This is a genomic window from Bacillus sp. CCB-MMP212, assembly GCF_022748145.1.
Lineage (GTDB): Bacteria > Bacillota > Bacilli > Bacillales > Bacillaceae_G > Bacillus_A > Bacillus_A cereus.
On the sequence record NZ_JALDQE010000003.1, the window covers coordinates 170,147 to 191,651 of the forward strand.

Consider the following 21,505-nt stretch of genomic DNA (forward strand, 5'->3'; position numbering starts at 1 on the left):
AAGTTTGTGTATAAAGTAATTGCGAAGAGGCTTTTAAATGCAATTCCGCTTTTATTTGTGATTTCTATTATTTCTTTTCTATTAATAAAACTAGCACCGGGGGATCCGGTTCGAAACTTTGTAACGCCAAACATGAGTCCAATTGATGTGGAGCGTATTCGCAAAAGTTTAGGACTAGATCAACCAATTTACGTGCAGTATTTTTTATGGTTAAAAAATATTTTAACAGGAAACTTTGGTTACTCACTTCAAAATCATCGTCCTGTTTTGGAACTTATCACAGAAAGATTACCTGCAACAATTGGGTTAATGGGATCATCTTTACTCGTCTCATTCGTAATCGCAATACCGCTTGGACTATTTACAGGTGTGAAAAAGAATTCATTCTTTGACCGCATTGTAAACTTTATTTCATACGTTGGTATTTCTATGCCGGTTTTCTGGTTTGCACTACTATTAGTCTACTTATTCTCTTTAAAATTGAACCTACTTCCGAGTATGGGTATGCGCACCGTTGGTAAAGATTCTGTCTGGGATATTGTGCAACACGGCATTTTACCTTGTATGGTGCTAGCGTTCCAAAACGTATCTGTTTATATGAGATATATTCGTTCAAGTACGATTCAGCAATTAGAAGAAGAATATGTGCAAATTCAATATGCGTACGGCGCTTCAAAGAAAACAGTGTTATTTAATCACGTACTTCGAAATGTACTAATACCGATCATTACAATTTTCGGATTATCGATTCCAAGTTTAGTAGGCGGAGCGTTTATTACAGAAACAGTATTTTCATGGCCGGGTCTTGGTTCACTGGGGGTAAATGCTATTTTTAGATTTGATTATCCGATTATCATGGCAATTACATTACTATCATCATTCATGTTAATTCTCGGTAACTTAATTGCTGATATTTTATATGGCGTAGTAGATCCGCGCATTCGAATGAGGGGGTGATTTGGAATGAATAATAGGAGATTTCAAACGATAAAACATAGCTTTACGAAAAATAAGTTTGTTGCAATGGGAGTTATTATACTTGCGGTTTTAACGGTCGCATCAATTTTCGCATTCGTATCGCCGTACGATCCTAGCAAAATGTCGATTCCAGATCGCTTACAAGAACCAAGTATGAGTCATCCTTTCGGAACGGATGATTACGGAAGGGATTACTTAACGAGAGCGTTATATGGCGGACGAGTTTCACTTGCGGTCGGTTTCCTTGCGATGGTTGTTTCTATTACAATCGGTACTGCAGTTGGAACAATTAGCGGATATTTTGGCGGAAAGTTAGACAACTTTTTAATGCGAGTTGTTGAAGTACTGATGTCAATTCCATCATTCTTTTTAATGCTACTATTAAATGCGTATTTAAAACCAGGAATTACGACGTTAGTTCTTATTATCGGATTACTAACATGGATGGACACCGCGCGCATTGTAAGGGCAGAAACGTTATCTGTAAAAGAGCGTGAGTACGTTTTATACGCAAAAGTATCAGGACAAAAATCACTTATGATTATTGTAAGACATATCATTCCTAACATTTTATCAACCATTATTATCGCCGCGACATTAACGATTGCGACATCGATTTTAATGGAATCATCACTTAGTTTCTTAGGTTTAGGTATTAGAGAACCAGATTCTTCTTGGGGCAGCATGCTAAACAATGCGCAAGGATATATTGGTGAAGCTTGGTATTTAACGCTCTTCCCAGGATTCCTTATCCTTTTAACGGTACTTAGTTTTAACGTAATTGGTGAAGCATTGAAGAAAGCTTTCGCACCAAAAGGAGCCGGACATGAAAACTAAAGTGTTAAGTGAAAGGAGTGAGAAGCGTGTCTGAAAAACTACTAGAAGTGAAAAATTTGAAGACTTCTTTTTTCATAGAAAGTGGCGAAGTTGAAGCGGTTCGCGGCGTTACATTTCGCTTAAATAAAGGAGAAGTAGTCGGTATCGTTGGGGAATCTGGAAGCGGGAAGAGTGTAATGGCGAAGTCTGTTATGTCTCTCGTTACGTCACCAGGAAAAGTGAAAGAAGGGGAAATCCTTTTTCATAATGAAAACATACTTTCTAAATCTGAAAAAGAATTGCGTTCTATTAGAGGAAATCAAATTTCACTTATCTCTCAAGACCCAATGTCAGCGCTAAATCCAGTCGTAAAAATTGGGAAACAAATGACGGAAGTAATTATAAGGCATCAAAAAGTGAAAAAGAAAGAAGCTGAGCAAATCGCAGTTAACTTGTTAAAACAAGTCGGCCTTTCGTCGCCAGAAGAAAGGGTAAAACAATATCCGCATGAACTAAGCGGTGGTATGAAGCAGCGGGTTATGATCGCAATGGCTATGTCGTGTAACCCAGACCTTCTCATTGCGGACGAACCGACGACTGCACTTGACGTAACGATACAAGCACAAATACTAGATTTAATGAAAAACTTAAAAAACGAAACGAATATGGCGTTACTTCTTATTACGCACGACTTAGGAATAGTCGCGCAAAACTGTACGCGCGTTATCGTTATGTATGGCGGACTTATTATGGAAGAAGGACCTGTACTTGATATTTTCCAATCGCCGAATCATCCATATACGAAAGGGTTATTAAACTCTTTGCCAAAAATATCGAACGGCGTAAAAGAAAGACTTGCTCCTATTCAAGGTGTAACACCAAACTTATTAAACCCGCCACAAGGTTGCCCATTCGCAGAGCGTTGCCCGCATGCGATGGATATTTGTGAAAAAGAACGTCCACCATATTTTGAAATCGGAAACGAAAGACGTTCCATGTGTTGGTTAAATGATAGGGCGGTAGGTGATTTCCATGCATGAAGAAAACTTAATTGAAGTTCGGAACTTAAAAAAGTATTTTCCTATTAAAAAAGGACTATTTGGTAGAAAAACAGAGCAATTAAAAGCAGTCGATGACCTAAGCTTCACAATTAAAAAGGGTGAAACATTCGGGTTAGTAGGAGAATCAGGTTGCGGAAAATCTACGACAGGAAGAAGCATCATTCGTTTACACGATGTCACTTCAGGTAACGTTTTATTCGACGGAAAAGATATCGCAAGTTTAAAAGAAAGTGAACTAAAAGAATATAGAAAACGAATGCAAATTATTTTCCAAGATCCATACGCATCATTAAACCCGGCAATGAACGTATTCCAAATTATTAGCGAACCGATGAACATTCACGGTTCCTACGAAAAAGAAGAACAAAAAGAAATCATTTTAGACCTTCTGAAAAAGGTAGGATTAAAAGAAGAACATTTATATCGCTACCCGCACGAATTTAGTGGAGGCCAGCGCCAGCGCATTAGCATCGCGCGCGCACTATCTGTAAAACCAGACTTTATCCTATGTGACGAACCAATCTCAGCACTCGATGTCTCAGTCCAAGCACAAGTCGTAAACATGCTGCAAGACATCCAAGAAGAAACAGGCGTCACATATTTATTCATCGCGCATGACCTATCCATGGTAAGACACATATCAGACCGAATCGGAGTCATGTACCTAGGAAACATAGTAGAAATTGCCGATAGTGAAGACCTATACACAAAACCGGCACATCCATACACACAAGCACTACTCTCATCTATGCCAGAACCAGATCCAACAAACACAGGCAAAGAACGGATCATCCTAGAGGGAGAAGTACCAAGCCCACTAAACTCACCATCCGGCTGCAAATTCAGAACGCGCTGCAAATTCGCCACTGAAAAATGCGCACAGGAAGTACCGAAGATGGTTGAGATTGCGAAGGGGCATGAGGTGGCTTGTCATTTGTTTTAGAGGGAGAGCACTAGGGGGACCTGGTGCTTTTTTTCTTTGCAGGTGAACGTGATGTGGGATTGGTTGTTAGTTTAGGAGATAACGCGCTCGAAATTTGTCGGTAAATCGATATGTTGTGTCGAAACGTTGATATATTCGGAGTTACGATCGATATAATCGAATAATCGTTGATATATTTTTTTAAAGAGTGGGATTGGTTGTAGATTAATGTAGAAATTTAATGTTTTCGAAAAAAAGAATTGACTTCTATATTAGTTGTAACTAAAATAGTTACATAAAGATGTAATCAATTTAGTTACAACTAATATCTGCTAAAAATATGATTTATATATTTAATTAAGGATGGTGGTCCATACGTTGCCACCCGGTGTAGAAAGTTACTAACACATTCAAATCAATGCATATTCTAAGCTTTAGTATTTTCTGTTACGGGGCAATAAGGTGCAACGTTATCTTTTGTTAAAAACCTTGGTGGATCTTTCTTTGGAAATATTAGTTTTGGGGAAATCTAGTAAGGTATCTAAAAAAAGAACAAGGTATAAAAAGGTGTACTTATATAAACCAAAAATTTAGTTGAGCTGGATAATAAAAAAAAGGTAGGAGATTTAAATGGAGACGAAACAAGATAACCTTATTTACGTATGGGATGCATATTGTGGATGGTGCTATGGTTTTTCAGAAAGTATTAAAGGATTTTACAAAAACCACACTGAAGTGCCATTAACGGTTTTATGTGGAGGGTTATTTTTAGATAATTTACCAATGAAAAACTTCTCATATATAGAAGAAGGAAATAAAAGAATTAATCAACTTACAGGTGCTGAATTTGGTCCTTCATATCAAAAATTGGTGGAGGAAGGGACTTTTAAAATGAATTCGAAAGATGCTGCAATTGGTTTTTCAGCTTTACGCTCATTAGCGCCAGACCGTTTATTAGAATTCACTTCGGCTATGCAAAAAGCGTTTTATTATGAGGGCCAAAGTCTGAGTGATCCTGAAACATATCGCAAAATTGCAATCGAGCATGGTTTGGACCCTGAACAAGTATTAGAACGTTTAAACGCTCAAGAAACAATAATAGATGTCCAAAATGATTTCAATAAAGTTCGACAGCTTGGTGTTAATAGCTATCCTTCCTTACTTTTACAAAAGGATAATCAAATTATTCCTATTGGTGGTGGCGTAATGACGCCGGATAAAATTGAAGCGCGTTTTAAAAATTTATATTAAGAAAATTTAGGATATAGTAGCAAACATATTATCTTAGGCCACCTGACATTCATCTCCGGAATATTCGCCAGTACTATTACACTTTCAGATGAATGGGAGTGGGAGATTTTATCCCGCTTTAACGGGCAGTAAGACCCCCACCTCAAAATTCAGTGGAAGCAAAGAAGTTAGGTGGGGGATCAATTGTCCGTAAAAGTCCGATTGGTGTGGGCTAATAATCAGTGGGGGATGAACAAAACCCCCACTGATTAAAGTTTCACTTTATCGGAACAAGATAAAAATATGATAATTAGTTAATAACTTTAACAAAAGGAGAATAACATACTATGTTTAAAACAATCGATACAAATCAACAAGATGTGAAATTAACGGTGTTTAGTTCGGATGAAAAAAGCTTTATGGTCACAGCAACATTAGTTGAGAAAGCAGGACATGCATTTTTAATAAACTCAAAATTTACTCAATCTGATTCGAAAGAAATTGTTGAGTATCTGAAAAAAAACGACTTATCTTTAGATAAAATCTTTATTATTCATGGGGATCCAGACTACTACTTTGGATTAGAGAGCATTAAAGCTGTTTACCCAGAAGCTATAGCGTATGCAACAGAGTCCACTGTTGAACATATCGTTCATTCTGTCTTAGGAAAATTAAAAGTTTGGAAAGACGCTCTTGGAGAAAATGCACCAAGTAACGTGGTATTACCTCAAGTGTTTAAAGAAAAAGCGATTGATTTTCAGGGGTTAACATTTGAACTAGTAGGCTTAGATCATTACAGAACTAGCCTATTTAATAAAGAACTAAAAGTATTAATTGGTGGTATTGATGTATTTAACGAAATACATGTATTCTTAGCGGATACTAGCTCAAAAGTGGCTATGGAGGCGTGGATTGAGAACTTGAAAGTATTACAAGCATTACATGCTGACATAATTGTACCTAGCCATGGATCAATCGAAAAATCCCTAAATAATCAAGCACTTACTGCGACAATGGATTATTTAAGAACTGCGATTCAAGCTTCTGAGGAAAGTGGAACTTCAAAAGATTTTGTGGCAAAACTTGAAGCAGCATATCCAGGCTATGCAAATAAAGGTGTATTAGAATTAAGTGCAAAAGTTGTAACAAAAGAAATGCCTTGGGGTTAATGATATGAATAAATATCAAAAACTATTACATGAAACGTATGTGTTAACTGGCGAAGGGAAATTGGATGCGTTCAAAACGTATTTAAGTGAAAATGTATCTTGGACAGAAGCTGTTGGGTTTCCATATGCAGGTACTTATATAGGTCCAGATGAAGTAGTGAAAAACGTACATGAACGTCTTGGCACGGAATGGGATGACTATAGCGCTAAAGATGAAATTTATACTTTTAATAACAATACTGTTATTGTGTATGGAAAATATAGTGGAACATATAAAGCTACAGGTAAGTCATTTGTAGCAGATTTTTGTCATCTTTATAAGTTTGATGAGAACGATAAGGTTAAGAAGTTTATTCAAATTGTGGACAGTGCAACTGTTAATGAGGTATTAAGTTAGAGTTAATCGTTTCTAATATGCTTTGTATAGGGGGAGGTTAGGATAAATGAAATTCCTAACATTACCCCTGACATTACATTTTGGGGAAGGTTTCTCCTTCTTCAAACTTTTTATAGAAGAAAACTTATTTAAGTAGAAGAGGTAGGTATATATGAAATTAGAGAAAAGTTTAATCATAACAATTATTTCTGTATTTATTTTAGGAGTAGTTTCGACTTTGGTATATCAAGCTTCCACCGGTAATAACAAAGGGAACTCAATAAAGAGCGAGAATGTTGCTTCTGTATCAAAAGAAGTGAAAGAAAATGAAAAGAATAAAAAGATGGTAGTTGATTTCTATAATGAAGTTTTTAACAAACATAATATCGATATTATCCCTAAATATGTTAGCGAAGATTATAAGCAACATAATCCTTTTGTTGCTGATGGACGAAAAGCCTTCATGGATTTCTTTAAGGAGGATTTTGTTAAAAATCCTAATTCCTCTGCAGAGATTAAACGTGTAGTAGCTGAAGGGGATACAGTTGCTCTTCATGTACATTCTCGTACTAATTCTCAAGATAAGGGAGTTGCTATAGTGGATATATTTCGTATCAAGGATGGAAAGATTGTCGAACACTGGGATGTAATTCAAGAGATTCCAAGTGAAGCAGCTAATGATAATACGATGTTTTAGATAGAAGATATATTTAATAATTGTCTAATTGATAGTGCGGTATAGAATTTAGAAATTTAGATAATTAGTTATCAAATTTGGAAATCATTTAAAAATAGCATATTAAATGATGGCACAAATTAATACGAAATAGCTCTTTAATAAAAAATCCGACTCATTAAAAAATGAGTCGGATTTTTTATTAAAGAATAGTGCTAATTTTGTGGTTCGGCACCATCTAAATTTGGAAACCATGAAAGTATAGGTACTCTATATCCACGTAAAGTAAAATCGTAATTTTTTCCTTCTTTTATGTTTGCTTGCAGATTCACTGAATTAAACTTCATCATAAGAAGGCTATCCTCATTAGAAATAACTTTTTCGGTTCCATTTTTTTGCTCAACCTAGTACAATCTCACCAGTATAAAAAAGACCACCATTACTGGCAGTCCTTTTTTGGTAGTTTTAGAAATTAAATTATAACATATTAATATACAAATTATAAATGTACTTTTCCCAAAGATACTATAAGTTTTTTATAATTCTTGATTTCTCAATTTTCATTGCATGATGAATTTTTCTATAAGTATTAACAACTAACATTAAAATTATCAATCCGCTAAATTATTAGAAAAAACTGGTTATCTATATAATTATTTGGTAAAATATAGATATAATTAAGAGGGTAAAGTTAATATAGATCAACTAAGTAATGCTAAGAAAATGTTTTATTGCATAAAAAAAGGCTCCATTGCTGGAGCACTCAAAATAAACAAACGAATTAAAACAAGAAACAGACAATTTAACTATATATATAAAACATAAATAAATCCATATATATGTAAAAATGCATATAAAAACTCTATTTATTGATGCTATAATAGGTTTACTCGATGATTGTTATATTTTTTTATGGTTTTTAAGCAATAAATACCTTCTTAACACCAAGTGTACAAGTAAAAGAAGACATCTTAGGCGATGTCTTCTTTTCTTATATAATAACAACACAATAAAATTAAGATGGTTTAAGTCGGAGGAAGGCACCTTTGGGTGTCTTTTCTTTGTCGAATTTGCCTAATAGGGGCAGCACCACATTGCTATCAAGTTCAAACATAATTTTCATCCAAAACAAAAAAACGAGCTGAATTCACATAAATAACTGTAGAGAGCTAACAATTTTATTTTGGGAGTACTTTAAAATATTAGCTTGATGGTGATGGGAGAGTACCCCTAAAATGTGAATTTACTATATTAATTTGTTTCTAGTCTTAAAAATGAATAAATTTAACATCAATAGGGATTTTGAGACAAGTCATACGAGATACTTGTAAGCCTTAGCTGAAGTGTAAAATTAATTAAATATCTATCAATAGAATAAATCATATTGATAGATATTTAATATTGTAAATCTGCAAGTTCTTGATGCTATTTTAGTTTTTTATTAATTTCAATATATTTTAGGTTCATGAGTACTTACTGGGGATATTATTAGAAATATGTATTGAATTAAATACAAAGTGTATCTAGTATATTGTCTTTTTCTACCTTGTTGATACCAATATATTTCAGTGTAATTTGTAGGGTGCTATAATTGAGTATTTCTTGCACCATCGCCATATCTTTTGTTTATAGAACCAATATCCAAAGGTTTTTAAATTATATATTAATAAATTATGCCTTCTTAGATAAAGTAAATCGAGTTCAGAGAAACGAAGAACATAGAATACATAAATTTTAACTAGACTTATTATTAACTAAACTATCCCCACCACCAAGCTCCGCCTCAATCTGCGAAGTTTTAGATGACTCATCCATACGCCAATACGTAATAAAGCTTATAGCGATACATCCAGCTACGTAGAAGTAGAACAGTGATTCCACTCCGATACTCTTTAGCCATAATGCGATGAACTCAGCTGTTCCGCCGAATATCGCAACGGTTAGTGCATATGGTAAACCTACGCCAAGTGCGCGAATTTCAGTTGGGAAGAGTTCTGCTTTTACAATTGCGTTAATGGAAGTGTAACCAGTAACGATAATGAGACCGACCATCATGAGTAAAAATGCTACGATTGGTTCTGTCGTTTTTTCCATGAAGAAGAAGATCGGCGCTGTTAGTAATGTTCCGAGAATACCGAATGCCATTAATAGTGGGCGTCGTCCGATTTTATCGGATAGTAGCCCTGCAATCGGTTGAAGTACGACGAAAATAAGTAGTGCGACAAAGTTAATCCAGCTTACAACTTCTTTCGGAAGGCCGACTGTGTTTACCATGAACTTTTGTAAATATGTTGTGTACGTATAAAATGCAACAGTGCCTCCTAGTGTTAGGCCGACTACTGTTAATACTGCTTTCGGGTGTTTCATAAGTGCACGAACGGTTCCTGCGCTTTCGCGTTTTTGTGATTTTATGTTTGAGAACTGCTCCGACTCATCCATCGTACGGCGAAGCCATAATACAGCTACTGCACCCATCGCTCCAATAATGAATGGAATACGCCATCCCCAAGCTTTCATATCTGGTTCGCTTAGTAATTGCTGAAGAACAATTTGAACTCCTAACGCAACCATCTGTCCGGCAACGAGCGTTACATATTGGAAGCTTGAATAAAAACCACGGCGTCCACTACTAGCCATTTCAGATAAATATGTTGCGGAAGTTCCATATTCTCCGCCGAGTGACAACCCTTGAAGTAACCGAGCAAGAACTAAAATAATTGGCGCCATAATACCGATACTTTCGTAACTCGGTGTACAGGCGATAATTAAAGAACCACCGGCCATAACTGTAATGGAAAGCGTTAAGGCTGCCCGGCGTCCGTGCCGATCCGCATAGCGTCCCATTAATAAACTTCCGATAGGGCGCATTAAAAATCCAACTGCGAAAATAGCTGCTGTGTTCAGTAACTGACTCGTTGGATCTCCTTTAGGAAAGAACTCTGCTGAAAAATAAACAGCGAAAGCAGAGTAAACGTACCAGTCGTACCATTCAATTAAATTGCCGACAGAACCTTTGAAAATATTGCCGGCGACTCGGTTTGATTTTACTTGAGCCATACTAATTCCTCCTCTTGCTTATAAATAAAACAATAATTATGAAAGCGCGTTCATTGTAGTTGAATTGTACTGTTCTTTATTTGAAATCTCAATATTATGACAATTTTATTCTTTTTGTACTTTATGTACATGGATATTTTTAATAGTTGCTTCATTTTCAGTTTTGTCATAATAATAGAAAAAGGAGATTGATAGTTTTGAATATTTTATCAAAGGGTATGGGGTATGAAAAAATCACGCAAAGTGTCATTACAAACGAAAATAGTAAGCTTAATTATCGCGTTAATTTTATTTGTCGTTCTCCTATTAGCGGGAATATTTGTTTACATTCAGTCCGTTGATACGAAGCGCCAAGTAGAACAGTTAGCGCTGCAAACGGCTAAATCTCTTTCTTTTATGCCAGCGATAAAAGAGGCTTTTCAATATAACGAGCATAAAAGTACCATTCAATCCATTGCGGAACAAGTTCGTGAGCAAGCTGTTGCGGATTATGTCATTATAGAAGATCGCTATGGGGTTATGTATTCACATGCTAATTCGGAGTTGATTGGAACAAAGAGTAACAACCCGTATAACTATGAGGCACTTACTTTTGGTGGTTATTATACACTCGAAGGAAATGGTACAAGTGGTCCAGCTTTAATGGCGAAGGCACCTATTATTGTTCATAACGGAGACTACGATCAAGTAGTAGGCGTTGTGACAGTAGAGTTTTCAATAAAAGGTATTGAATCTAACATACTGAGCAGAACGAAAGAAATTATGCTCTTTTCATTAGCAGTATTATTAGTCGGCATTGTTGGTGGCATTCTTTTAGCGCGTAGCATCAGGAAAGATACACTCGGTTTAGAACCGAATGAAATCGCAGCGTTATACCGTGAAAGAAGTGCGATACTACTATCTATAAAAGAAGGAATTATAGCTATTGATCAAAACGGTTTTATTACGATGATGAACACCTCGGCAGAAGAAATGCTTTATGTAAATGGCGATTATATGCAGCAGCACATTTCAAAAGTTTTACCGGAATTTAATATGGAGAGAGTGTTAGAAAGCGATCAAGAAATCGCGTTTCAAGATAAAGTGTTTATTTTAAACATGACGCCGATACTCGAAAATAATAGTACGGTAGGCGTTGTATGTAGTTTTAGAGATAAAACAGAACTGCAAAACTTAGTGAATACGATATCTGAGGTAAGAAAGTATTCAGAGGACTTACGTGCTCAAACGCATGAATTTACAAATAAACTTTTCGTCTTATCAGGATTACTTCAGTTAGGACATTACAAGGAAGCGATTGAATTTATCCAACAAGAATCTAACATTCATCAAAGCCAAAACCATATTTTATTCCATCAAATTCACGATGCGAAAGTACAAGCTATTTTATTAGGAAAAATCGGAACAGCATCTGAGAAGAAAATTGATTTTCATATTGAAGGAGATAGTGCGCTTCATCCGTTACCAGACCATATAAAAGTTTCACACCTTATTACGATCCTTGGAAACATAATCGATAATGCGTTTGATGCGGTGAGTGGGCAAGAGGAGAATAGAGTTTCCTTCTTCGTTACGGATATAGGACACGATATTGTATTTGAAGTGATAGATAGTGGGATAGGAATACCGGTAGAAAAAATTACGACCATTTTTCAAAAAGGATTTTCAACGAAAGGAACTGATCGTGGTTACGGGCTAGCAAACGTGAAAGAAATGGTAGATCTACTAGAAGGAACAGTTGAAATTCAAAACGAGAAAAATGGGGGAGCTATTTTTACAATTTACCTTCCGAAAACATTGAGAGAAAGTACATGACAAACAGGGGGATGGACATATGTTGAAGGTTGCAATTGCAGAAGATGATTTTCGCGTAGCGCAAATTCAGGAAGAGTTTTTATTGAAAATAAAGGATGTAAAAGTGATCGGAAAAGCATTGAACGCGAAAGAAACGATGGAACTACTACAAAAGGAAGAAATTGATTTACTTCTATTAGATAATTACTTACCAGATGGAATTGGAACTGACTTATTACCACAAATTCATGCTGACTTTCCAAGCGTTGACGTCATTATGGTAACGGCGGCGAATGAAAACTATATGCTAGAAAAAGCAATTCGAAACGGAGTAAGCAATTACCTTATAAAACCAGTCACGTTAGAAAAATTTGTTCGCACAATTGAAGACTATAAAAGAAAGAAGCAACTATTACATAGTAACAATGAAGTAAATCAAGCATTCATCGATAACTTCTTCGGGACTTCGCAAACACAAGACATAAAAAACTTACCGACAGGTGTTGATCCGTTAACACTGCAAAAAGTGAAAGGCATTATAAAAGGATTCGAAGAGGGCATTACAATAGAAGAAATGGGAGAACAAATGGGGGCCTCCAGAACAACCGCAAGAAGATATTTAGAATACTTAGTAGCGACCGGCGAATGCACAGTAGAGTACACATACGGCATTATCGGACGACCAGAACGAAAATACCGAATAGGACGAGGGCTATGAAAAAACGATTATTACTATGTATATGGATCATGACAGGAGCAATAACTGGTTGTTCCTCGGAAAAATCCCATACGAATAAAGTGAACATCGACAAAGTAGAAATCGTTGCGCCAAACGTTCCAGGAGCAGGCTGGGACTTAACAGCACGGGCGATGCAAAAAACGCTGGCAGAAGAAAAAATCTTCACAAAACCAATCACAGTCACAAACAAAGTAGGTGGCAGTGGTGATGTCGGATGGAAATATACGAAACAAAAAGGCGGTCACGTACTGGCGATTAACTCAAGCTTACTCATAACAAACAACCTACTAGGCCACAGTAAATTAACATATAAAGACTTCACGCCGCTCGCGACACTTGCATCGGACTGGGAAGTGGTTGTCGTATCAAAAGACTCAAACATAGAAAACGCAAACGAACTAATGAAACAACTAAAACAAAACAAGGAAAACTTCAAAATCGGCGTTGCCCCCGGCTTAGGAAACGACGATCACTTATCCTTCGTACAAGTAAGCAAAGCCTTCGGCATAAACCCTGCCGAACTACAATTCTTCGTCTACGAAAACAAAGAAAAAATCATAAACGCCCTAACGAACAGACAAATAAACGCCGCAACCATGACCCTATCCGAAGCCGAAAAACAATACAAAGCCGGCAAAATAAAAATACTAGCCGTATCAGCACCAAAACGACTAGACCGACTACCAGAAATCCCAACGTGGAAAGAACAAGGGATCGACGTCATCTTCCAGCACTGGAAAGGAATTATGGGGCCAAAGGATATGACGGAGGAAGAGGTTGCTTATTGGGATGGTGTTATTAAGAAGATGGTAGAGAGTGAGAGTTGGAAGGGGATTTTGAGGGAGCGGGGTTGGGAGGGGTTTTATAAGGATAGTGGGGAGAGTAGGGGGTTTTTGGAGGAGAGTAATTTTAGGTATGAAGAGATGGTGAAAAAAGAGGCTTAAGAGGGAAGTATTCAATCATGCTTTATTTTTGTAGTTACTTCTATATAATATAAAAGAGATGAGAGTGTTAGGCTAATTACATTAAAAGGGCTAGATAGGGTTAGATAAAATCTAGCTTACTGATTAAAAATATATTAGTCGTTAAAAGATATAAAAGGCATTTTTCAGTCTATAAAGTGTGGAAACATAAAGTATAGAGTTTCTGTGAGATTTAAGGAGGACATAATGAAGAAAAATATTTATGTTGTTGGAGCAGTAATTGTCCAAGAAGAGAAAGTTTTATGTGCGCAAAGAGGACCATCTAAATCGCTACCTCTTATGTGGGAATTTCCAGGTGGGAAAATAGAAGAGGGAGAAACACCTCAAGAGGCGTTAAAGCGTGAAATTGATGAAGAAATGCATTGTAGCGTGCAGATTGGTGAACAAATTGATTATACAGCCTATGAGTATGATTTTGGTATTGTTCATTTGAAAACTTTTTATTGTAAACTTGTTGAGGGAAGTCCGGTTTTAACTGAGCATGTAGCAATTAAATGGTTACATCCGAATGAGCTATCAGCTTTAGAATGGGCACCTGCGGATATCCCAACTATTGAGAAATTATCAAAAGAATCGATTGTAAAGTAATCTTAAAAAAACTATTCGTTTTATACGGATAGTTTTTTATGTTTGTAATAAATTTGCACTTTAAATCAGTGAGTAATACAATTAATATAAAAAATTGTCATAAATGGTGATCATATGGAGAATTTTATTCAAAAATTAGAGGGGTCTTTATATAAAGGGTTTATTGATCAAAAACATAATCATCCCGGAATATATAAACCTAAGTTATTAGTAAATAATACGAAAAAAAATGAAAATGTTTTAAGCTCATTGTTGGAGGAGCTTGAAAACAGTACATCCTTTATTTTCTCAGTGGCTTTTATTACAGAAAGTGGACTGGCGACTTTAAAATCACATTTCCTTGATCTTAAACAAAAAGGGGTTAAAGGACGTATATTAACATCTACATTTTTAAATTTTAATACACCAAAAGTGTTTAGAGAATTAATGAAACTTGAAAATGTAGAAGTAAGATTAACAAACTTATCTGGTTTTCATTCAAAGGGATACATATTTGATAATAAAACACATTGTTCATTAATTGTCGGTAGTTCAAATCTAACTGCACATGCTTTGAAGGTAAACTATGAATGGAACGTTAAGTTAACATCGCATGAAGATGGAGAGATTGTACAGCATTTTAAAAACCAATTTGAAGAAGTTTGGGAGCATTCTCAAGTATTAACCGAAGAGTTGATTGCAAATTACGAAACAATATATGAGCAAGCTGCAGAAAATAAGTTACTAGATCGAGTTATAGAATTACCTGGTCAATATCACAATTCAATTGAAGAAGCTTTGAAAATTACCCCAAATAAAATGCAACAAGCTGCGTTACAAGAAATACAAGCTATTCGAGACGCCGGAAAAGAAAAAGGCTTAGTTATCTCTGCAACAGGAACGGGGAAGACATATCTTTCAGCATTTGATGTCAGAAATTTTGCACCTAAACGGATGTTATTTATTGTTCACCGAGAGCAAATATTAAATAAAGCGAAATCTGATTTTCAAAAAGTTCTTGGTGGGATAGATGAGGACTTTGGAATTTTATCAGGGTCAAATAAACAAATAAATGCTAAATATTTATTTGCGACGATCCAAACCATTTCAAAAGAAGAAAATTTACAGCAATTTGATCCTGGGTTATTTGATTATATTTTAATAGATGAAGTTCATAAAGCAGGTGCTGGTTCTTATCATAGAGTTATTGATTATTTTAAACCGAAATTTTTAATGGGAATGACCGCTACACCTGAACGTACAGATAATTTTAATATTTATGAGCTATTTGATTACAACATTGCTTATGAAATTCGATTGCAAGAAGCACTTGAAGAAGATATGCTTTGTCCTTTCCATTATTTTGGAGTAACTGATTTTGAATATAATGGTGAAAAGATAGATGACACTACTGTTTTATCTAAACTTGTTACGGAAGAACGAGTAGATCACATAGTTGAAAAAGTAAATATTATGGTTTTTCTGGTGAGAAAGTAACAGGACTAATGTTTTGCAGCCGAAAAGATGAAGCAGAACAATTATCACATGCCTTAAATAATAGAGGTTTTCGCACATTTGCATTAACAGGAGATCATTCCCAAGAGGAAAGAGAATTGCGCGTGAATCAATTAGAAAATGGCATACTTGATTATATTTTAACGGTAGATATATTTAATGAAGGAATTGATATTCCGAGTGTGAATCAAGTTGTTATGTTAAGACAAACTCAATCAAGTATTATCTTTATACAGCAACTGGGGCGTGGACTTCGGAAACATGATTCGAAAGATTTTGTTACGATTATTGATTTCATTGGAAACTATAAAAACAACTATTTAATTCCAATTGCCCTTTCAGGAGATAGATCACAAAATAAAGATAATATACGCAGATATACAAATGACACGAGTTATATTAAAGGTATTTCAACAGTTAACTTTGAGGAGATAGCGAAAAAACAAATCTTTAAAGCTATTAATAATAGTAATTTAACAGCAATGAAAGTATTAAAGGAAGCGTTTGGTGAGTTGAAAAATAGAATAGGAAGAATTCCATATTTATATGACTTTATAGTAAACCATTCTATTGATCCAGTTGTACTTGTAGATGGATATTCGAACTATTATCAGTTCCTATTGAAAATGAAAGAAGATGTGCCTACATTAACAGAGTACGAAAACAAAGTTTTAACAATGCTTTCATTGGAAGTATTAAATGGAAAACGTAAAAACGAAATCGTTTTGTTAGACTTATTATTAAAGAAAGAAAAAGTTGATAAGGATGGGTATGTAAAACAACTTGAACAATCTAATTGCTTAACAGATGATGAAACGATTACTTCAGTACAACGAATTTTTGAATTAGAGTTTTTCTCACAAAACAGTCAAAAGAAATATGGAGAAAAGCCAATTCTCTCTTTACAAAACAATAAGATATATATGTTTAATGATTCTATTCGAAAAAGCTTAGAACAAAATGAATACTTTAAGTATATGGTTATGGACATCGTTAGAAGTTCGAAGGAAAAGGGCAAAAACTATGAGTGTGATAGTAACCTTACTGTATATAAAAAATACTCAAGAAAAGATGTGTGTAAACTTTTAAATTGGCATAATGATGAGAGCTCAACTATGTATGGTTATAAGACAAAATATTATACTTGTCCAATATTTATCACATACCATAAAAATGATGAGGTAGAATCCAGTGTGGACTACGGTGATGAATTCCTTAATCAAGATGTTCTTAAATGGTATACAAGAAGTAATAGAACATTAAAATCGAAGGAAGTTCAAACAATTATTGACGCTAAAGAAAATAATATTGATGTTCATATTTTTGTGAAAAAAGATGATGACGAGGGGAGCGACTTTTACTATTTAGGAAAAGCGAGACCTGATAAAGCAAGTGTAGAACAAACTGAAATGCAAGATAAAAATGGAAAAGAACTACCGGTTGTTACGATGAATATGATTATGGAGAAATCGGTTGATAATAAGCTTTATGATTATTTAAAGGATAGTAATGTTTTGTAGGTAGATTGAATTTTTAATGCTTGTATAGCTCAAAAATGCTTAGTGTGATAGTAGTATTAGTAGATAAGATAAGGCTGTATCAAAATGACATCGTAGTATGTTTTTGATACAGCCTTATTTATTGGATTAAAATGTATGGTTTAAGTAGCTATCCCATGTAAACAGAAAGAAAAGGACTAAATCTTATATGGTATAATTAGAGCATTAAAACCCTAATCCTGGAGGGATTCAAATGCCAACCTACAACAAACTAATCAGAAACAAAATCCCACAAATAATAAAATCCAACGGAAAAACACCCACAACAAGAATCTTACCCGAAGAAGAATACATAAAAGAAATCTGCAACAAAACACAAGAAGAACTAACCGAATACCTAGAAGCAGACACAAAAGAACATAAACTAGAAGAACTATCCGACCTACTAGAACTAATAAACGCCCTAGCCGAACACGAAGGCACAACACTAGAAGAAATCAACAACATCCGTAAAAAGAAAGCAGAAGAACGAGGCGGCTTTTCGGATCGAGTCTTCCTAATCGAAGTAACTGATAACTAGCCCCTCCTAAGCCCCTTACAAGCCCCTACCAAGTAATAAATCACTAAGAAAAAACATAACAAAACAAAAACAACAACAAACACCGTAGTAGTAGTCAAAAAAAATTTAAAATAACACGCCAAAAACCCGACTAACCTCCCATATATATTATGAAGAGGTTTTTATTTTGAACGGAGACGGGAGGAATTAGGATGGCGGTGTATCGTAATGTGCAGGTGAATTTTTGGCAGGATGATTTTGTTTTGGATTTGACGCCGGAGGAGCGGTATTTTTATGTTTACTTATTAACTTGTTCGAAGACGACGCAGTGTGGGATTTTTCCTTTTCCGAAGCGATTAGCTGAGATGGAGACGGGTTATAATCGGGAGACTGTTGATAAGCTTGTGCAGCGCTTTGTTGATTATGGGAAGATTCTGTATGATGTGGATACGCGAGAGTTATTCGTTTTAAATTGGCTTCGTTATAATCCTGTGACGAATATGAATGTGGAGAAGTGTGTACTTCGTGAGCTGAAGGGTGTGAAGAATAAGGAGTTTGTACATATGTTTCTTCAGAAGTGCGTTGAGGAAGAGATGAATGTTCCGATGCTTTTAGCGCATTTCGGTATGCCGAGTGATTTGGCTGTGGATGATGTTGATCCAGTTTGTGAGGAGACAGAGGCGGAAGAAGAGGTTATAGAGGAAGAAACGGGAAGTCGTGTGTTTTCTTTTTATGAGCAACATTTCGGTAGTTTGTCTCCTCATACTGTGGAGGAACTGAGTGCGTGGATGGAAGATTTGTCAGAGGAGCTTGTGCTGAAGGCTCTTCAAATTGCGTTTGAGAATAATAAGCGGACGGTTGCTTATGTGAAGGGGATTTTGAGAGGATGGCACGGGAAAGGATTTACGAAAGTGTGTGAGGTTGAGGCTGATACGGCGAGCTTTAGGAAGAAGGAGTCGTCTGTTAGTACCGGGGAGACGGAGGAGTTTTTGGCGAGGTGTGAGGAGTGGGAGAAGAATGCGCCGTCTGAGGAAGAGTTGCAGCGCTTTTTAGCGGAGCGCGGGTGGCGTCCATGAGTATTCAAAATGTGGAGGCGGAAAAGACGGTATTAGGTTCTCTATTAATTGATGGAGAGCTTATTAAGGAGTGCCGTTTGACGGAGCAGTATTTTTCTCTGTCGGTGCACAAGTCTATATTTCAGTTAATGCGAAAAATGGAAGAAGAGGGGCAACCGATTGATCTTGTGACGTTCATTTCTAGGGTAGATCCGAAGTTTTTAGAGGGGATCGGGGGAATGGAGTATTTTATAGGGTTAATGGATGGTGTGCCTACAATTGCCAACTTCTCTTATTATGAGGGGCTTGTTCGAGGTGCGTGGAAAATGTATCAGGCTGGTGTTCTCGGGCACAAGATGGGAGAGCGTCTTATTGCGGAGAAGAGTGAGAAAGTTATCGGTGAGACGATTACGGCACTTTGTGAATTAGAGGAGAAAGACTCTGTATGTGAGTTTGATTTGAAGGATGCGTTAGTTGATTTGTATGAGGAGCTTCATCAAGATGTGAAAGAGATTACTGGTATTGAGACTGGTTATACATCGTTAAATAAAATGACGTGCGGATTGCAGGAAGGTGATTTTGTCGTTCTTGGTGCGCGTCCTTCTATGGGGAAGACTGCGTTTGCGCTTAATGTTGGATTGCATGCGGCGAAGTCTGGAGTAGCGGTTGGATTGTTTTCGTTAGAGATGAGTAGTAAGCAATTGTTAAAAAGAATGGCATCTTGTGTAGGTGAAGTGTCAGGAGGTAGGCTGAAAAATCCGAAGCATCGTTTTGCGATGGAAGATTGGGAGAAGGTAAGTAAGGCGTTTGCGGAGATTGGTGAGTTGCCATTTGAGATTTACGACAATGCAGGCGTTACGGTGCAAGATATTTGGATGCAAACGCGTAAGTTAAAGAGGAAGCACGGTGATAAAAAGATTTTAATTATTGTAGATTACTTGCAGCTGATTACGGGTGATCCGAAGCATAAGGGAAATCGATTTCAAGAGATTAGTGAGATTTCTCGTACGCTTAAGTTATTAGCACGTGAGTTAAATGTTTGTGTAGTAGCGTTATCGCAATTGTCTCGTTCTGTAGAGTCACGTCAAGATAAACGCCCTCTTTTATCTGATTTAAGAGAAACAGGACAAATTGAGCAAGATGCGGATGTCATTATGCTTATGTATCGCGAGGATTATTACGATAAGGAAACGATGCAGAAAGAGATGACGGAGATTCATGTGGCGAAGCATCGGAATGGGCCTGTGGGGAGTTTTAAGTTGAGGTTTTTGAAGGAGTTTGGGCGGTTTGTGGAGATTGGATGATAAAATAGAAGAAGGCATATAAAAAGGTAAAGGAGTGGTTACGGATGACAAAAGTAGGTCGTTTATATGAACAAGAGAAGCAAGAAGAAATTGATAAAGCACTTTCGGCAGCTGGAATGCTCTTTAAAGGAATGAGTGTAGAAGAAATAGCTAAAAAATTAGATGTAACAATTGAAAAGGTGAAAGAATGGGAGAAGCGTTTATCTCATTAATCGCCGGGGTAATGGCAGCGTCTGTATAAATTTATACAAAAATAGCCGAATATTTACTATATAATAGTCGGCTATTTTTGTACGGAGAAGTTGTTAGGTTTAATACGCAAATCTTTTGGTTTGCTCTTGAATATATTCCTCATTTCCCCATAAAGAAAGATCTTCTCTCTGCAGTAATCCATTGCTGCAAGTCATCTTGGCTACGTCGGACAAGTCGATTTACTAAAACATCATGCCATACATAATCCTCTAATAAGTATATATGAACGGGGTCATCTGTATAAAAAGCAATATTACGCTCTTCAAGTGATGGTCCATAAATCATCTCTTTAGAATCTATCGATAAAATAAACCAATGTTCTGTAGACAAGGTTTCTGTATAAGGTGTTATGCGATGGGCTTCTAGATTTTTAATGGGATTTTCAACATGCAGGGTAATACCTTGTATTGTAACTTTATCAGCTACTTCAGATAGATCTTCTTTTAATGCTTCATACATCTCATCCCACATTGAAATGACAATACGTCGTTCTGCTTTTTTTATTAATGCCTGACAATAGCTAATGATTGTTTGATTGTCTTTTAAAGTAATCACTCGATTATCCGTTTTTTCCTCGGAAGTTTCTAGTGTTTTTAATGAATCACTTATTCCTTCATAAGTAGATTGCCATTCTGATTGCGCCTTCTGTAAAAAGATTTCAACAGGTAGAGGTGAATAGCGAGTGGTGTCATTTATTTCTTCCTTCATGACAATTCCTTTTTCTACAAGGTTACCTAAAATCTCATAAATTCGCGCTCTTGGGACACCCGAATCCTTACTCACTTGGTAGGCTGTGACAGGCCCTTGTTTAACAAGAGATACATAAGATTTAGCTTCATATTCATTGAAACCAATTTTTTTAAGCTGTTGCACTATGTAGTCCACTTTTTTCGTCCTCCGATGTTTGCATTTATATTTCAACGTTACAATAACTGTTTACATTTAGCAAATTA

Annotated in this window: 18 protein-coding genes and 2 pseudogenes; 17 read left to right on the forward strand and 3 right to left on the reverse strand. The window is 36.0% G+C overall.

The features are described 5' to 3' along the window. Positions 1 to 6 precede the first annotated feature (6 nt). The 8 genes from MRP26_RS09235 (at position 7) to MRP26_RS09270 (ending at position 7,249) form a co-directional block, all read left to right on the forward strand. Positions 7 to 957, forward strand: coding sequence for an ABC transporter permease (locus MRP26_RS09235; RefSeq protein ID WP_000278778.1), 951 nt, complete (start codon positions 7 to 9; stop codon positions 955 to 957). A 6-nt stretch (positions 958 to 963) separates the two neighbouring features. Continuing rightward, positions 964 to 1,815 carry an ABC transporter permease gene (locus MRP26_RS09240; protein ID WP_001065285.1) on the forward strand — a complete coding sequence of 284 codons (852 nt, stop codon included), beginning with the start codon at positions 964 to 966 and terminating at the stop codon, positions 1,813 to 1,815. Positions 1,816 to 1,841: 26 nt separating this feature from the next. After that, positions 1,842 to 2,834, forward strand: coding sequence for an ABC transporter ATP-binding protein (locus tag MRP26_RS09245; RefSeq protein WP_197241398.1), 993 nt, complete (start codon positions 1,842 to 1,844; stop codon positions 2,832 to 2,834). Next, complete coding sequence (locus MRP26_RS09250) at positions 2,827 to 3,798, forward strand: ABC transporter ATP-binding protein (RefSeq protein ID WP_000544135.1); 972 nt, start codon at positions 2,827 to 2,829, stop codon at positions 3,796 to 3,798. The genes MRP26_RS09245 and MRP26_RS09250 overlap by 8 nt, the downstream gene beginning before the upstream one ends. A 609-nt stretch (positions 3,799 to 4,407) precedes the next feature. Then, on the forward strand, positions 4,408 to 5,028 hold the full coding sequence (locus MRP26_RS09255; protein WP_000448622.1) for a DsbA family protein: 621 nt from the start codon (positions 4,408 to 4,410) through the stop codon (positions 5,026 to 5,028). Between the two features lie 326 nt (positions 5,029 to 5,354). Continuing rightward, entirely contained in the window at positions 5,355 to 6,176 is an 822-nt protein-coding gene (locus MRP26_RS09260) for an MBL fold metallo-hydrolase (protein ID WP_197241397.1), read from the forward strand. Positions 6,177 to 6,180: 4 nt separating this feature from the next. After that, entirely contained in the window at positions 6,181 to 6,573 is a 393-nt protein-coding gene (locus tag MRP26_RS09265) for a nuclear transport factor 2 family protein (RefSeq protein ID WP_197241396.1), read from the forward strand. A 151-nt stretch (positions 6,574 to 6,724) separates the two neighbouring features. Further along, positions 6,725 to 7,249: a nuclear transport factor 2 family protein gene (locus tag MRP26_RS09270; RefSeq protein ID WP_000764214.1), complete on the forward strand. Its 525-nt coding sequence runs from the start codon at positions 6,725 to 6,727 to the stop codon at positions 7,247 to 7,249. A gap of 1,485 nt (positions 7,250 to 8,734) precedes the next feature. On the opposite strand, the pseudogene MRP26_RS09275 reads toward MRP26_RS09270, so the two are convergent. Next, positions 8,735 to 8,877: pseudogene (locus MRP26_RS09275) on the reverse strand (tyrosine-type recombinase/integrase); the annotation flags it as partial. Positions 8,878 to 8,962: 85 nt separating this feature from the next. Then, positions 8,963 to 10,285 carry an MFS transporter gene (locus tag MRP26_RS09280; protein ID WP_197241394.1) on the reverse strand — a complete coding sequence of 441 codons (1,323 nt, stop codon included), beginning with the start codon at positions 10,283 to 10,285 and terminating at the stop codon, positions 8,963 to 8,965. A 225-nt stretch (positions 10,286 to 10,510) separates the two neighbouring features. On the opposite strand from MRP26_RS09280, the gene MRP26_RS09285 reads away from it, so the two are divergent. The 9 genes and pseudogenes from MRP26_RS09285 (at position 10,511) to MRP26_RS09325 (ending at position 20,512) form a co-directional block, all read left to right on the forward strand. After that, positions 10,511 to 12,100, forward strand: a complete 1,590-nt coding sequence (locus MRP26_RS09285) for an ATP-binding protein (RefSeq protein WP_197241393.1) — start codon at positions 10,511 to 10,513, stop codon at positions 12,098 to 12,100. 19 nt (positions 12,101 to 12,119) lie between these two features. Further along, entirely contained in the window at positions 12,120 to 12,797 is a 678-nt protein-coding gene (locus MRP26_RS09290) for a response regulator (RefSeq protein WP_197241392.1), read from the forward strand. Next, positions 12,794 to 13,762: a tripartite tricarboxylate transporter substrate binding protein gene (locus MRP26_RS09295; protein ID WP_197241391.1), complete on the forward strand. Its 969-nt coding sequence runs from the start codon at positions 12,794 to 12,796 to the stop codon at positions 13,760 to 13,762. The genes MRP26_RS09290 and MRP26_RS09295 overlap by 4 nt, the downstream gene beginning before the upstream one ends. A 225-nt stretch (positions 13,763 to 13,987) precedes the next feature. Continuing rightward, positions 13,988 to 14,389: a (deoxy)nucleoside triphosphate pyrophosphohydrolase gene (locus MRP26_RS09300; RefSeq protein WP_098680027.1), complete on the forward strand. Its 402-nt coding sequence runs from the start codon at positions 13,988 to 13,990 to the stop codon at positions 14,387 to 14,389. A gap of 114 nt (positions 14,390 to 14,503) precedes the next feature. Continuing rightward, a pseudogene (locus tag MRP26_RS09305) lies at positions 14,504 to 17,403 on the forward strand (DEAD/DEAH box helicase). Positions 17,404 to 17,635: 232 nt separating this feature from the next. After that, a complete protein-coding gene (locus MRP26_RS09310; RefSeq protein WP_001143680.1) occupies positions 17,636 to 17,962 on the forward strand; it encodes a nucleoside triphosphate pyrophosphohydrolase in 327 nt (108 codons plus the stop codon). Between the two features lie 191 nt (positions 17,963 to 18,153). Then, positions 18,154 to 19,017 carry a DnaD domain-containing protein gene (locus MRP26_RS09315; protein WP_197241390.1) on the forward strand — a complete coding sequence of 288 codons (864 nt, stop codon included), beginning with the start codon at positions 18,154 to 18,156 and terminating at the stop codon, positions 19,015 to 19,017. Next, positions 19,014 to 20,300 carry a replicative DNA helicase gene (gene dnaB / locus MRP26_RS09320; protein ID WP_197241389.1) on the forward strand — a complete coding sequence of 429 codons (1,287 nt, stop codon included), beginning with the start codon at positions 19,014 to 19,016 and terminating at the stop codon, positions 20,298 to 20,300. The genes MRP26_RS09315 and dnaB overlap by 4 nt, the downstream gene beginning before the upstream one ends. 44 nt (positions 20,301 to 20,344) lie before the next feature. After that, on the forward strand, positions 20,345 to 20,512 hold the full coding sequence (locus tag MRP26_RS09325; protein WP_000169783.1) for a hypothetical protein: 168 nt from the start codon (positions 20,345 to 20,347) through the stop codon (positions 20,510 to 20,512). Positions 20,513 to 20,651: 139 nt separating this feature from the next. Here the strand turns inward: MRP26_RS09325 and MRP26_RS09330 are convergent, their stop codons facing one another. Next, positions 20,652 to 21,437, reverse strand: coding sequence for a TrmB family transcriptional regulator (locus MRP26_RS09330; RefSeq protein WP_242806118.1), 786 nt, complete (start codon positions 21,435 to 21,437; stop codon positions 20,652 to 20,654). Between the last annotated feature and the right edge of the window lie 68 nt (positions 21,438 to 21,505).